Source organism: Porphyromonadaceae bacterium W3.11 (assembly GCA_030434245.1).
GTDB lineage: Bacteria > Bacteroidota > Bacteroidia > Bacteroidales > Porphyromonadaceae > Porphyromonas_A.
The window spans coordinates 175,398-190,776 of record JAUISX010000002.1; the positions used below are offsets into that span (position 1 = coordinate 175,398).

General features: G+C 41.4%; 10 protein-coding genes, 1 tRNA gene, 1 pseudogene and 1 riboswitch. Of the genes and pseudogenes, 9 read left to right on the forward strand and 3 right to left on the reverse strand.

Annotated features, from left to right (window positions below; all coding sequences use genetic code 11):
- Window positions 1-577 precede the first annotated feature (577 nt).
- The 4 genes from QYZ87_03375 to QYZ87_03390 all read left to right on the forward strand — a co-directional run bounded on the left by QYZ87_03375 (window position 578) and on the right by QYZ87_03390 (window position 6,278).
- Window positions 578-1,570: a hypothetical protein gene (locus QYZ87_03375; protein ID MDN4753572.1), complete on the forward strand. Its 993-nt coding sequence runs from the start codon at window positions 578-580 to the stop codon at window positions 1,568-1,570.
- A 21-nt stretch (window positions 1,571-1,591) separates the two neighbouring features.
- Complete coding sequence (locus tag QYZ87_03380) at window positions 1,592-2,707, forward strand: BPL-N domain-containing protein (protein MDN4753573.1); 1,116 nt, start codon at window positions 1,592-1,594, stop codon at window positions 2,705-2,707.
- A gap of 123 nt (window positions 2,708-2,830) precedes the next feature.
- Window positions 2,831-4,492, forward strand: coding sequence for a THUMP domain-containing protein (locus QYZ87_03385; GenBank protein MDN4753574.1), 1,662 nt, complete (start codon window positions 2,831-2,833; stop codon window positions 4,490-4,492).
- Window positions 4,493-4,577: 85 nt separating this feature from the next.
- Window positions 4,578-6,278 carry a DEAD/DEAH box helicase gene (locus QYZ87_03390; protein MDN4753575.1) on the forward strand — a complete coding sequence of 567 codons (1,701 nt, stop codon included), beginning with the start codon at window positions 4,578-4,580 and terminating at the stop codon, window positions 6,276-6,278.
- A gap of 326 nt (window positions 6,279-6,604) precedes the next feature.
- Here QYZ87_03390 and QYZ87_03395 read toward each other — a convergent pair.
- Window positions 6,605-6,678: transfer RNA gene (locus QYZ87_03395), tRNA-Ala, on the reverse strand.
- A gap of 238 nt (window positions 6,679-6,916) precedes the next feature.
- On the opposite strand from QYZ87_03395, the gene prmA reads away from it, so the two are divergent.
- A complete protein-coding gene (prmA, locus tag QYZ87_03400; GenBank protein ID MDN4753576.1) occupies window positions 6,917-7,783 on the forward strand; it encodes a 50S ribosomal protein L11 methyltransferase in 867 nt (288 codons plus the stop codon).
- A 120-nt stretch (window positions 7,784-7,903) separates the two neighbouring features.
- On the opposite strand, the gene QYZ87_03405 is transcribed toward prmA, so the two are convergent.
- Both QYZ87_03405 and QYZ87_03410 read right to left on the reverse strand, forming a co-directional pair.
- Complete coding sequence (locus tag QYZ87_03405) at window positions 7,904-8,350, reverse strand: copper resistance protein NlpE (GenBank protein ID MDN4753577.1); 447 nt, start codon at window positions 8,348-8,350, stop codon at window positions 7,904-7,906.
- Between the two features lie 82 nt (window positions 8,351-8,432).
- On the reverse strand, window positions 8,433-8,972 hold the full coding sequence (locus QYZ87_03410) for an RNA polymerase sigma factor (protein ID MDN4753578.1): 540 nt from the start codon (window positions 8,970-8,972) through the stop codon (window positions 8,433-8,435).
- A 284-nt stretch (window positions 8,973-9,256) separates the two neighbouring features.
- Between QYZ87_03410 and sulP the strand changes: the two genes are divergently transcribed.
- The 4 genes and pseudogenes from sulP to QYZ87_03430 all read left to right on the forward strand — a co-directional run bounded on the left by sulP (window position 9,257) and on the right by QYZ87_03430 (window position 15,379).
- Window positions 9,257-10,960 (forward strand): sulfate permease, encoded by a 1,704-nt coding sequence (gene sulP / locus QYZ87_03415; GenBank protein ID MDN4753579.1) that lies wholly within the window; start codon window positions 9,257-9,259, stop codon window positions 10,958-10,960.
- Window positions 10,961-10,963: 3 nt separating this feature from the next.
- Window positions 10,964-11,974 (forward strand): tRNA dihydrouridine synthase DusB, encoded by a 1,011-nt coding sequence (gene dusB, locus QYZ87_03420; GenBank protein ID MDN4753580.1) that lies wholly within the window; start codon window positions 10,964-10,966, stop codon window positions 11,972-11,974.
- Window positions 11,975-12,455: 481 nt separating this feature from the next.
- Window positions 12,456-13,411 (forward strand): annotated as a pseudogene (locus QYZ87_03425) (IS30 family transposase).
- Window positions 13,412-13,486: 75 nt separating this feature from the next.
- A riboswitch (cobalamin riboswitch) is annotated at window positions 13,487-13,706 on the forward strand.
- Window positions 13,707-14,038: 332 nt separating this feature from the next.
- A complete protein-coding gene (locus QYZ87_03430) occupies window positions 14,039-15,379 on the forward strand; it encodes a hypothetical protein (protein MDN4753581.1) in 1,341 nt (446 codons plus the stop codon).

Genomic DNA, 15,379 nt, shown 5'->3' on the forward strand with positions numbered 1-15,379 from the left:
TCAAAACGCCACGAGTAGAGCATATTTTAAAGAGTATTTGCAGACAATATTTAAGTTATATGAAACGCATCTCGTTCATATAAGATAAAATATTTTTTCCTATGTGAAGCACATCTGCTTCCTATAGAAAAAATTCCGTGCCTCTATACGCTCACTTTTCAGCCCACTTCCTTCCATTTCGTTACCCCTCCCTAGTCCTATAATAATTAACCTATGTGTGAGTGCCAAATACTGACACAAAAAGTTAGTAAAGAGCAACACGTTTTGGATGCTTCATAAAAAGAACTAATTATCAGAATTATCATCTAATATGCTGATTACTTGAATAATAGATAAGGCACAATACACTTTAGACGAGGGGTCAGGAAAAATAATAATACAGGAGATCCAACTCGAAAGCAATAGAATATCTCCGTACAAAGCTCTCTAATGGAGGGGGTGGTCTTTTCTTGGATAGCTCTAAGAAAAATCTAAAGATATTTTGGAGCTAAACCCCTGACTATTTAGGGCAGAGTAGTCGGTGATTGGGAAAATATTGGTACCTTTGGGTGGAAGATATTTTCGAAGAGATAACTATATGAAGAGAGTCATAAAGCATATCGAGCAACTTTTATATAAGCAGGAGTGCGTCATTGTGCCCTCATTGGGTGCGTTCATACGTCATCATAGGTCTGCATCACAGGATATGGGACGAGGATTGATCTACCCAGGTAAATCTGAAATTACATTTAATGCCGCTCTGTCTCAAGGCGATGGACTTTTGGTCCAGAGTTATGCGGAGGCTTTCTCTTTTGGATACAAACGGGCTCAATCTCTTTTAGAGAGTGATGTACAGGAGTTGAAGTCCGCTCTTTCTGAGAATGGAGTAGTACAGATAGGACAGGTAGGGAAGTTGATGCAGGATCGTGCTGATGGACGCATCTCTTTTATTCCTAATCCAGATCATCCTTTCTCCGTGGATTATTATGGCTTACAGCCGGTGGCTATGCTACCTAGGCTTCGGACTCATAATAATGATGAGAGTCAGAGCCTATCTACATCAAGAAGGAAGGGGGACGTTTATTACCTTCCTATTAATCTCCGTGCCGTAAGGTATGGAACGGCTGCTGCCGTCGTGGCTGCTCTTGCCTTGTTGATTCCTAGCCAGAAGCTAACTAATCCATCCGATGGCAAGCTTCAGTATCAAGCAGGATTTTTAACCCCTCAAAAGAGTGTCATAGAGACCTCAAATGAAACTAAGGAGGATATTCCGGTAGTAGACTTTACCGATGACTCTGCTTCTACAACTAGGGATAATGTGAGTGACATTAATATAGTTCGCACTCCAGTGGGTCATGTGCGTTATTACATAGTGATAGCGACATTATCTAATGAGGTCCAGTTTGACAAATATATCGAGACCCATTCAAAGGACATTGAATCACTCGAGCATCTAGGAGTACTGGTATCTGATACGTACCACCGCGTCTTTGCCGATAGCTTTGAGACCATAGAGGAAGCGAAAGCTTACCTTAATGAGTTGATCAAAAAGCCGGAATTCTCATCTTCTTGGATACACAAAACAAAATAATAATTATACCTACACTTACTTATGAAACAACGAAGATTGCTTTTACTTATTTCCGTTACACTCATAGGGGCCTGGACCCTGATGGCTCAGTCCAATAAGATCAAAGTTGCTTTATTCCAAGGCCATGGTGGTTCCGAAACATGCGTATGGGAGACTCAAGCAGCTCTAGAAATGGACCGTGCTATAGAGGCAGATATAATCACAACATCTGGTATGACCTCAGAGCATCTTGGTCAGTATGATGTGGTGGTGATACCTGGTGGAGGTGGTAGCCGCCAATACCTCAATATGGGTGGTCAAGGTCGTGAGGCTCTTCGTCAATTTGTAAAGAATGGTGGCGGTGTACTAGGCATCTGTGCAGGAGCCTATCTGATTACAGATACTCCTAACTATGCTTGCTTGTCAATGTCTGGTGCTGAAGCTCATGATATAGAGCATGATAATAGAGGTAGAGGTATCTCTAAGGTCTCATTAACAGATGAGGGTAAGGCTCTATTTCCTGAGATTGCAGATAGACCCCTTATCTATATCATGTATTACGAAGGCCCTGTAGCACTTCAGAGCCCTAAGAAAGATATTATCTTTACATCACTGGCTACAATGGAAAGTGATGTACACGTTGAGGGTAATGCACCTGAGAATATGACCAATAATAAGACCTTCCTATACCAAAGTGAATATGGTAAGGGTAAGACCATGTCAGTAGTTGGTCACCCAGAGGCTACCCCTGGAATGCAATGGATGATAGCACGCTTAGTGCATCAAGTGTCACCTAAGAAGGTAGCAGAGGAGGTTGACCCTAAGTTTGTAGATCCTGATAAATTTAATGAGGAGATATTAATGACAGCAGAGCGACGTAAGCAAGAGAGCTCTAGCTTCGATAAGTTTTTATACGGAAGCTCTGATGAAAAGATTGAATACCTCACATGGCTGATAGAGCATAACTCATGGGATGCAAAGCGCTGGATACAAGGCTTGATCCATGATAGTGATCCTAGTGTCCGTAAGGCTACAGCGGAATTGGTTGGCTGGGCGATGTATCGTATGTATCTGCCTGACCTCAAGACCGCCCTAAGTAGGGAGGATCATCCAGAGGTTCGTAAGACATTAGAAGAAGTCATTAAAGGACTTGAATAAAACCATTTATAATCCTACGGTTTCTCTATTTGCTTGGTTATTTGTACCTTTGCGTTCCATTTGATAGGAAGAGAAATCGATGAAGCTATTTCACATATACAATAAATGATGATGCAAAGCATTATGGCAGGAGAGTTTGACATGTTGGCTAAGACCATGCATGGGCTAGAGGATATCCTGCAAAAAGAGTTGGAGCAACTAGGGGCAAAAGATATAGTACCCGGACGAAGAATGGTTGCTTTCAGGGGGGACAAGAAGATTTTATATAAGGCTAATATTCACTTACGCACGGCTCTTAGGGTCCTAGTCCCAATTATTCAGTTTAAAGCTAAGGATGCCGATGAGATTTATCAATATCTATATGATAATGTGTGTTGGGATCAGTTCTTGACTAGCCGTAGTACGTTTGCTTTTGATACGGTCGTGTATTCTGAAAAGTTTACACACAGTAAGTTTGTCGCCTACCGTGCTAAGGATGCCATCAGTGACTATTTTAAGGACAAGGGTGAGCGAAATCCTAATGTCTCTGTCTCTGATCCAGATGTTCACTTTCATATACATATTGCGGATGAGATCGTGACGTTAGCTCTCGACTCTAGTGGTGAAAGTCTTCATCGTCGCGGATATCGTTTGGGACAGAATGATGCTCCTATCAGTGAAGTATTGGCTGCTGGTATCCTGCTTCGTGCAGGCTGGGATGGACAGTGTGATCTACTTGATCCAATGTGTGGTAGTGGTACCTTTCTCACCGAAGCAGCCTTAATCGCTCTTAGTATTCCACCAGGTATCTTTAGGAGTCAGTATGCTTTTGAGCGTTGGCCAGAGTTTGACGCTGACCTACTAAGTGACCTACTAGAGGATTGGGAAGAGCGTCAATTTGAGCATAAGATTTATGGATCTGATGCCGCTGCTAAAGCGATTGCAATCTCACGAGGTAATATCCGTAATACGGGTGTACAAAAGTATATAGAGCTTACCGTACAGAAGTTCGAAGATTATACTGAGGAGAATAGGCCTGCTAAGGAAGGCATCATCGTTATGAACCCACCCTATGGTGAAAGGATGCGTCCTTATGATCTTGAAAAGCTCTATGAGCTTATCGGCTCTACTCTCAAACATACTTTCATGGGATGGAAAGCTTGGATCATATCTGGAAGTATAGAGGAGGGCTATGATGCGATTGGACTAAAGCATTTTCACAGAGAGAAGCTTTTCAATGGCCCTATAGAGTGCGAGCTACGTGCATACGAGCTATTTGAAGGCAAGCGTAACGAGCACTTACAGCAATTAAGTGAGATGGGGTTACTCCCTGATCGTGAAGAACGTGAGGCTTACCTCCGTGGCAGAGAGAAGTATGTCAAGGAACGCCAAGAATATCGTAAGGAACGAAGCCAGGCAGAGCGTAACCAGCGACGCCGTAACCGCTTCCAAGATAGAGAGGGCCAAGATCGCTATCAGTCGAGAGAGAGAGGGGATAGAGACAATCGCTTCGGTAGAGAGGGAAGAGACTCCTTCTCCAGAAGAGATGGCGAACAAAGAGACTTTAGGAAAAGGTCAGACCGCCCCTCATTTGATAATAAGAGATTTGATGAGGACGGGTCCAGATATGGTAAGCCTAATCTGGCATACTCTTCACATCAAGATGGGAATGAGGATCGCCCAAGAGAGCGTAGAGCTCGTCGGGAAAGGATAGAGGACAGGCATCCGACTCGACCTAGAGGATCACAGAGAGAACGTATTTTTATACCACGTTCTAATCATGAGCGTAATCCCGAAGAGGATTAAAGAAAATGAAAAGTAGATAAATAAAAAAAGCCTGTGCTTTCCTCAGGAGAGCCAGGCTTTTTACCTTTAATATAAAATTAATTAGATGACATTTGAAGAACTGGGTGTAATAGCCCCATTAAGAGAGGCTGTTGAGAAGTTAGGCTTTGAACAACCCATGCCAATCCAAGAGGAGGTAATTCCTTATCTCTTAGGAGAAGGTAGAGATATTATAGCATTAGCACAGACAGGAACAGGAAAGACGGCAGCATTTGGCTTGCCACTTCTACAGAACCTTGTCTCAGAAGAGAAATACCCACAGGCACTCATCTTAGCTCCTACACGTGAGCTATGTATGCAGATCACAAAAGATATAGCACAGTTTGCTGTACACATGAGAGAGGTGAGCTTGGTAGCGGTATATGGAGGAGCCTCCATTGAGGAGCAAATCAGACAGATTAGACGTGGCGTACAGATTGTAGTCGCTACTCCAGGACGTCTATTGGACCTCATCCGGAGAGGTGCCATTGAAATGGGTAGAATTAAGGATGTCGTGCTAGACGAGGCAGACGAAATGCTGAACATGGGCTTTAGCGAAGACCTAGATAAGATCCTAGCAAGCATCCCTAAGGATAGACATTTATTACTTTTCAGTGCTACGATGTCCAATGAGATGCGGAAAATTACTAAAAAGTATCTTAAGAATCCTACAGAGGTGCAAATTGGTGAGCGTAACGTGATCAATGCCAATATCCAGCATATCTACTATATGGTTGCTAGTAAGGATAAGTATCTTGCTCTCAAGAGGATTGCAGACTACTACCCTAGCATATATGGTATTGTCTTCTGTAAGACTAAGAAGAATACCCAAGAGGTAGCTCAGCAACTAATAGAGGATGGTTATAGTGCAGATGCTTTACATGGTGATCTGTCCCAAGCTCAGCGTGATCAGGTGATGCAACGCTTCCGCGTGGGTATGGTTCAGTTGCTGGTCGCTACAGACGTAGCTGCTAGGGGACTAGATGTGGATAGCCTCACACACGTCATCCATTTTGGACTCCCTGCTGAGGTGGAGAGTTATACACACCGTAGTGGACGTACTGCAAGAGCAGGAAAGAGTGGAATCTCCATCTCTATTTGCCACTTGCGTGAGAAAGGACTCGTTAGAAATATTGAGAAAAAGACAGGGATAACCTTTGAGAAAGCGACACTGCCAACAGCTGAGGAGATCTGCGAAAAGCAATTGAATCAATTCATTACGAAGCTAGAGCACACCGTTCCGGAGGAGGAGATGATTGCTCCATACATGGATGCTATTTACAAACGTTTCTCATGGTTGGATAAGGAAGAGCTTCTACAGAGATTGGTCTATACTGAGCTCAAGAGACTCTTAGATTATTATGATAATGCTGCACCTCTAAGCGAACCCTCTGAAAAGGCTGAGCGGGGTGGAGAAAAACAATTGGCTAGACAGAGAGGATCAAGAGGACCAGAGAAAGGATTCGCTCAGTTACAATTGAACTTTGGCCGTCGTGATAGACTATTTCCTAACGTATTGATTGATATGATTAATCAAGCTTTGGACCAGAGAGTAGATGTTGGGAAGATTCAAATTCAGGACCGATTCACTACGTTCGAAGTGCCAACACACGTTGCTGACTTAGTCCAAGATTCCATGGCTGAGTATGAGTTTAAGGGACGTAAGATACTTGTGACTCGTGTGACTAGTCAACGTCGTGACTATAACCGCTCTAAAGGCGGAGGAGGTCATCGTAAGGGCAATAACAATAGGTCATCGCGTAGATAATCGCTCGGAACACTGTATCAAAAGATAGAACTCTGGTTCTTCATGATGAGGAAAACCATTTAAAAAGGACGGTCGTGACACACAACCGTCTTTTTTATGTGCTCATTTTTCAGAAATAGCATACACACCGAAATATCATACTATAGGCACTGTGAAAACATTCTACCGATACCTTCAGAGCATTTCATAGTGAGCTTAGGATAAGCTACCCTTTAGATATAAAGAAAGGAGCTTCGAGCTTTTCTCAGCCTGAAACCCCCTCGAAAAAAACAATGATTTTAAACTCTTGTTCTTAGAGATAAAAAATTATAATCAATAATAAACTGTGGAGAATATCGGACTCGAACCGATCACCTCAACACTGCCAGTGTTGCGCTCTAGCCAGATGAGCTAATTCCCCATTTGTAACAACGCAAATCTAACAAGATTTTTCGAAATAGGCAATTGGATTAGCCTCCCCCTCTAATAGCATATTTATAGTCTATACTCATGGTTTACAGATAACCATATCGTCATTTTTCTGAAGTCAATAGATATAAATCCTCCTTTTTCACAACAGTTCAATTCAAATGAAAATGAAAAGTATTTTCCTTATCTTTGTTTTGAGGGAATGAATGTCTTTATTATACGATACTAATATGCAAAATTATATACAAGCAGATATTAAGTTAAAAGGAAAGGAAGAATGGGTCAGTGATCTACTAGCTCAGAGCTTAGCAGATCTCGGATTTGAATCCTTCGAGCAGATTGAGTCGGATGATGCTCAATTACTGAGAGGCTATATTAGGCAAGATGCTTTTGATAGGGATGCTTTTGAGGCTATTTTTTCGGAAGAACTATACTCTGAACATATAGAAAGTCACAAGACAGAAGAGATAGTGACCAAGGACTGGAATGAGGAGTGGGAAAAGAACTACTACAAGCCAGCCATCATTGTGGAAGGAAAAGTTGCTGTGAGAGCCTCTTTTCATGAACCTGTAGAGGGTGTAGAACATGAGATAATCATTGATCCAAAAATGGCTTTTGGGACTGGTAATCACGGTACCACCAAGGGGATGATGCAGCTAATGAGCCAGCTTTATTGGCAAAATGCGGAAGTCATAGATATGGGGTGTGGTAGTGGAATCCTAGGAATCTATGGAATGAAGCTAGGAGCCCGCAAATGCTATAGCATCGATTTTGATGAATGGAGCGTGGTGAACGCTAAGGAGAATGCTCAGGTAAATAATGTGGAACTAGAGGTTATCCATGGGGATGCCTCAGCTCTTAAGAAAGTACCCAGAGCAGATATTCTACTTGCCAATATCAATCGAAATATCATCATTCGTGATCTTCAATACTATGTAGAACGGGTTAAGTCTGGAGGCTACATCATGCTGAGTGGTTTTTATACGGATGACCTTTCAGAGATTATGTCTGCCTTAGCACAGTTTAATCTCACCATGAATGGTTTTGTTGAGAATAATGATTGGATAGCTCTAAAGGCTTATCCTCACCTCCCTTAAGAATATCATATAATGATATAAAAAAAGACAGCTACCTCATTTATTTGAGTGTAGCTGTCTTTACTTTAGTATGATTTATATATTGCTTAGAGCAATTATCTAAATCAAGATAACTCTATATTATTTCTTAGTTAAGATATAGAGATCTGCCAATTCACCTTCTGCTAGAGTTCCAGTCTCGTCAGCTGTTAGTGCTACGGCATTCTCAAGAATCTTATAGTAAGTCTTATTACCAGAAGAAGGAGTGACCAATTCAATCACATCACCGTTAACGATGTTATAAGTACCGCTCTCCTCGAAAGAACTATCTTCCTTGCCTAGGTACTCACGCTTTAAGTCATATGTGCTATCATCCCTAATGGTAAGAATAGTCTTGATACCTTCGCAGTCAGCACATGGTAAAACACCTTCGTACTCACCAGCATATTCAAGGGTTGATTCATTTGTTGAAGTCATTTCAATAGCTTCAGTTTCAGTTGTTTCTTCTGACTTCTTCTCTTTTCCGCCGTTGCAACTAACAAAAAATAAGGCAACTAATGCGGTTAATAAAATACTTAATCTTTTCATATTCATAATGTTAAAAATAAATTCCCATACATAATGGGATATTAATAATTTTGTAAAAATCTCAATTTCTATTGGATGCAGATTAACGGAAATCGGCAAGCGTTTCTTGAAGTTGCTTACGAGCCATAAAAATCCTGCTCTTCACTGTTCCAAGAGGGATATCTAATACATCCGCTATCTCTTTATACTTATATCCAGCTACATACATTGAAAAGGGCTCCTTAAGACTTGGATCAAGCTGATCAATAGCAAAATTTATTTCTTGAAGACTCATTTCGTGATCTGGAGTAGCCAAACCCTCACTATTTCGCTGAGTACCCATATAACTGATATCAGCATTGGAGTCAAAGATCTTCTGAGTACGGACTAAACGATGGTAATTATTAATGAATAAATTACGCATCACAGTAAAGACCCACCCTTTGAAGTTTGTATTAGCCTGATACTTTTCTCTGTTGTTAAGAACTTTAAGAGTAGTATCTTGGGTAAGATCTTCTGCTTGGTGCATATCAGCGGTTAAGGATAGTGCAAAGCTGAAAAGATTTGGCTGTAATTCAACCAACTCATTCTCAAAATCTACTTGAGGAACTATTTTGTCTTTGCTCATTTTATATATATTCATATATTGTTAGTCTAAAAATATAATCAGAGGCTTGTAACTTAAGTGAAATAGCAAATAAGAAGCTTCCTCTATGATCAAATATACAAAATAATAATCGTAACAAATAGAGTGACTATATTGTTTAACGTAAATTAGGATGAGGTTTTGATTCTCAAGATTTTTTATAAGTAACTAACACTTAATAAAAGGGTTATAATAGACAATAAAAATGATTATCTTTGCGGAAGGAGAGATATAGAACTTATTTTCTTAAGTTCTATCCTATTATCATATTTAGATCAAACATGAAACAACGACTTTTAATGGTCCCTCAGTTCTTTAAAGATCTAAGGGGCTACGACAAAACTGATTTTTTCAAAGACCTAACGGCGGGAATCATCGTCGGGATTGTAGCTCTGCCACTAGCCATTGCTTTTGGTATCGCTAGTGGGGTCTCCCCTACTGAGGGGTTGATTACTGCTATCGTGGGGGGCTTCCTGGTCTCATTATTTGGGGGTAGTAAGGTACAGATAGGCGGACCGACAGGTGCCTTTATTGTGATCGTGTACGGCATCATACAGCAGCATGGTATTGATGGATTAGCCTTAGCCACTCTGATGGCCGGGGCAATACTTATTCTCCTAGGTCTGCTGAGGCTTGGTAGCGTAATCCGTTTTGTTCCATACCCTATAATTGTGGGTTTTACTGCTGGTATAGCCGTAACCATCTTATCCACACAGATTAAGGATTTCTTTGGCTTGCAGATAGAGCATATGCCAGGGGACTTTCTTGGTAAGTGGGGGGTCTATTTTGCCGAATTTTCAACATTTAATTGGATCTCCACTATCTTTGGACTCGTGACGGTCTTTATTATAATCCTCACACCAAGGTTTAGTAAAATGATTCCGGGCTCTCTCGTGGCATTGATTGTCCTAACCATCGTCAGTTATGCTCTAGAGCGGAGTGGTTTTTCACGACCTGAAAATATAGGTGATAACTTTACTATAGAGTCAGCCATGCCTGAGTTCATTATTCCTAAGATCACTATAGCCAGACTACAAGCTCTCCTACCTTCAGCCCTTACTATTGCTATGCTGGGAGCTATAGAGAGCTTACTCTCTGCATCTGTTGCGGACGGGGTGATTGGTGCCAAGCATGACTCCAATATGGAGCTAGTGGGACAAGGGATAGCGAATGTTGTAGTCCCATTTATTGGCGGAATCCCCGTTACTGGAGCTATAGCACGAACCATGACCAACATCAATAATGGTGGACGTACCCCCGTGGCTGGTATCATCCATGCTATTGTCTTACTTCTGATACTGCTATTTCTTTCACCTCTAGCCGCCCATATCCCGATGGCTGCACTTGCTGGAGTGCTAGTCATAGTAGCATATAATATGAGTGGATGGCGTTCCTTTGTAGCTATTTTCTCAGGACCCAAAGGAGATAGTATCGTGCTCGTGGTCACCTTCTTACTTACCGTACTACTTGACCTTACTGTTGCTATTGGAGTAGGATTAGTATTAGCTGTCCTCATCCTTCTTAAGCGTATTATGGGTGCCTCTGGTATTACCCTAGTAGGAGAAAGAGGTGGGCGTGTCTCACAGGGACAGATTGCCTCTGATCCTGATTTAGACTTACCGAAGGGGGTTGAGATGTATGAGATTGACGGACCATTCTTCTTTGGGATTGCCAATAAGTTTGACGACATAATGCGAGATAGGCACAGGGATATGCGAGCACGCATATTGCGGATGCGTAGTGTACCATTTGTAGATACCACAGCTATCTATAACCTTAAAACAATTATTCGTCACCAAAAGCAATTTGGCACACAATTAATACTAAGTGGTGTACAGCCGCAAGTACTAGAGGTATTAAGACAAACGGGAGTAGTGGATTTAATAGGTGAGGAAAATGTCACACCACATATTTCATCTGCAAGAGCTCGAACCATAGAATTTCTTAAGGAAACTTATCCTGAGGAATATCCAGAACTATTTTAATTGATGAAAATTGGAACTCGTGACTTGGGCTTTCGCCCACTCCTACTAGCACCAATGGAGGATGTAACTGATGCCTCCTTTCGTTTGCTTTGTAGACGATTTGGTGCCAGTATGGTGGTGACTGAATTTGTAAATGCAGATGCTATCATCAGAAGCATACCCAGCACCCTCCGAAAAATGCAAGTACAGAATGAGGAGCGTCCCGTCTCTATTCAGATATACGGTCGTGATGTTGCCTCTATGGTTGCAGCAGCAAAGGTAGCTGAGGAGGCAGAGCCTGAGTTTATCGATATAAACTTTGGATGCCCAGTGAAGCGGGTGGCTGGTAAAGGGGCAGGTTCTGGCCTATTACAAGATATCCCTCTTCTTTTAGCTATTGTGAAGGGTGTAGCAGAAGCCGTAGAACTGCCTGTAACAGTCAAAACTAGATTGGGCTGGGATGCTGATCATATCATCATAGAGGAGCTGGCAGAGCAGATTCAGGAAATGGGTGCAGCTGCCCTCACTATTCATGGTCGTACTAGAGCACAGATGTACAAAGGTGAAGCCGACTGGGAGCCCATTGCGAGGGTGGCTAATAATCCTAACATCACGATGCCAATTATTGGTAATGGTGATGTCCTTACTGGAGAGGATGCTCTTCATCGCTTTGAGACCACAGGGGTAGATGCGGTTATGGTGGGTCGTGCAAGCGTAGGACAGCCTTGGATCTTTGAAGAGATGCGAGCTGTCATTGATGGGAAGCCCATCCCTACACATCCCAAAGAGTGGTACTTGGAGGTTTTGAAGGAGATGTTGGATAATAGCATCGAGAAATGTGAAAGTGAGATTAAAGGTATTCTTCATGTCCGCAGGCATCTTGCAACCACTCCCTTATTCAAGGGTATTCCTGACTTTAAGCAGGATAGAGTGGCTATGCTTAGAGCAAATACGAGGGATGAATTGCTGAGGCTGCTAGATGCTGCATCCGATCGCATTGTTGTAGAAGGCTCGCATATCGCAGGACTCAGATAAAAAATAGACCTAAAGACCAAGTGTTTTGGTCTACCCCCCCCAAAAAAAGAGTTGTTTGTTTGAGGGGATTTAATCGATACTATTTATTTCTTGAATTAGGTATTATACCTAAATATAATCAGTGTATTAAGTTTAGTTTTTTTGAGCTTAGGATGGTATCTCTGGTGCCAAGAATTCCTAAAATAATCATCCGATATTTTCAATATTCTGCAATGCTGACTAAGTATATATTTTAAGAGATCTTGCAGGCCTTTTGATCTATAGATTTATTTCATCGTTTTGATTGTATTTTCCTAAGTTTCAATATCGAAGTGCAATTTTTATTGTCTTTAGATGATTTTCGTTCGGCCGCCCCCTTCCCCACAAAGGAAGGGCGGCCGCATGCGAGGAGAGGGTAAGAAAATAGGTTGATTCAAGTACCAACAAAGAAATAAGAAAGGGGAGACCGAAATCTCCCCTGGATTAGATAAATTTGTTGGTCATGAAAAAATACAAACATCTAACCCGTGAGCAAAGGTACACAATCTCCCAATGCTTAAAAAAGGGTATGAAACAGAAAGAGATTGCAGAGCTTATTAATGTATCCCCTTCTACAATAAGTCGTGAGCTTAAGAGGAATGGGACGAAGACGGGGCGTTACCACTACGCTCATGCACAAACTCTAGCTAATGAGAGCATTGCACGCTCAGCACGAAATAAAAAGACTGCTGGGTGGAAAAAGAGGAAAGCCCTCAGAAAACTAATAGAAGAACAGTGGTCGCCATGCAAATCTCTGGATAGCTAAAGAGAGAGCAAGGAATATCTCTGTCTCATGAGACGATTTATAAGTGGATTAGGGAGGATAAGCAACAAGGAGGCGATCTTTATAAGCATTGCAGGCATAAGCTAAAGAAAAGAAAACGGGATATTTATGCTTCAAGAGCAAGAATACCTAACCGAGTAAGTATTCACCTGAGACCCAAGGAATGTGATGGGACGAGATTTGGAGATTTTGAAATGGATACCATCATTAGTGCTGGAAGTAAGTCCGTAATCCTAACGATTGTTGAAAAATCTACTTCTATGATATTCATGGAGAAAATGCAGAAAGGAAAGAATGCCAAAGAAATAGCGAAGTGTGTGGTCAGGTTATTATTGCCTATCAAGAAACACGTAAAGTCAATTACGACTGACAATGGATTGGAATTTGCCGAACACATGTACATTGCGAAAAGACTAAACACTACCGTTTATTTTGCTGACCCTTATTCCTCTTGGCAGAAAGGAGCTATAGAAAATGCTAATAAATTAATCAGACAATACATACCAAAGAAAATGGATTTCAAACACTTAACTAACAAACAAATTAAAATGTACCAATACAAACTAAATAAAAGACCGAGGAAAAGAATCAATTTTAACTCGCCTTTAGCTCTGTTTTACAAACAGATTAAGTAAATTGCACTTGGTACTTGAATCTACCACGGTTCACCAGTCAACAAATAGTTTGGTTATATCCTTTAAAAGTCCTAACTTTGCTGTGGTATTTATGGTGTTACACTTTTACCTCCGTAAGAGTGTGATGAAAAGGGAATCAGGTGAAAGTCCTGAACAGTCCGGCTGCTGTAAGCTCTCCTTAATTATATTAAGGTAAAGTATTTTGCAAGTCTTGAACCACTGTCCTATTATTAAGGATGGGAAGGGTGCAGAATAAGAGTAAGTCAGAAGACCTGCCATAACAATTTTTATTATCCAAAGCTTTCTGGGGTTAAAGCTGGATGAAGAAGTTTTTTGTTTGATCTTCTGCCTAATTTCTGAAAACTACCACTTTGGTAGGTTCTAACATAGGTTGATTTCCCAAAAACATTTTTCACTTCAGAAGCCTTTAGAAAGTTGTTGAAGGCTTTGAAGATAGTGCGCGCATTAGTTACTCAGAATTTGTCTGTCAGTAATCTGACTTCCCAAAGGTGGTGTCTGCATAGTAAGATGCCGTCGGGCTACTCTTGTCTCGTTAATCTTAAAGCCTTTAATCCCTTACAGATAATTCGTACGAATGTTTAATTTATAAATTAATTATCGCAAAACATGACAAAAAGATTACTAAATGCGTCACTGTTCCTCGTAATGGGCAGCATGCTATTTGCATCTTGCAAACAGGAGTCTCTGACTACTGATGCACCATCGGGAACTACAACCCAGTACGCGATGGCTAACGAGACTTCTAACGTAGCTATGAATGACAGCTTAGCATTGGTGCAGTTTTACAAAGAAACTGACGGTGAGAACTGGCGCTGGAATTCAGGCTGGTTAAATGACCCACTGGAATACTGGAGAGGTGTGAAGGTGGAGACCATCAATGGTAAAAAGAGAGTAGTAGAACTTAGGCTTGGCGCCGTAGACCTCAGAGGAGATATCCCAGCAGTACTTGGTCAGCTATCTGAGCTTAGAGTCTTAGATTTGAAGTGGAATGAGCGACTAACTGGCTCTATCCCAGAAGAATTATATGACCTACGCAAGTTGGAGGTACTCAATCTGAGAATGACAAGTATCACCGGTGAGCTATCTCCAAAGATTGGACAATGGGTAGAGATGGACACTTTGAATCTACGCACTTTCACTTTCCAGCAGGAAGTTTATCCATACGTGCGCAATAAGGCACTGATGACGGGGAAACTCCCTAAGGAAATTGGGCAATTGAAGAAGATGCGTTACCTCGACCTCGGACGTCAGGGCTTTTCAGGAGAATTGCCAGAGGAGATAGGTAATTGTGTAGCCTTGGAGGAAATCGACACCGAACTGTGTAAGTTCTCAGGTGAATTACCATCTTCTATGCGTAACCTAAAGAATCTGAACAATCTATGCCTCTCATACAACCAATTCTCCGGAAAGTTCCCTACTTGGATTGCTGAGTTGGTCAGCTTGGAGAGACTATGGTTGAACTACAATAACTTCGAAGGCTTTATCCCAGAAAACATTGCTAAATTACCTCACTTGTGGGATCTTGAGTTAGCTCATAATAAGCTTTCGGGTCAACTTCCTAAGACACTTGCTTCTATGGAAGCTCTGCGTTCTATTTCTTTAGGGTACAATCAATTAGAGGGAGACTTCATGAATGTACTTGCACCACTATTGGATGGTACACTATATGAAGTAGATTTATCATACAATAACTTCACTGGCATAGTTCCTGACCCTGTGGTATATCCTACACCACTTGTGCTAAAGGGAAATAAGCTAACGGGTAGTGTTCCAAATTATTATTTGGCAAGACCTGCTATTTTGGGAGGTATCATTCCTCAGCAAGATGGCTATGTATTTGACAACATTACGAATGAAGAGGCAGATAGGTTAATTCCAAAATACGAACCTGATCCTAATCTAATTCACTTCCCCGATTTAGCAGAGTTCTGCGACATTGAAGAATAA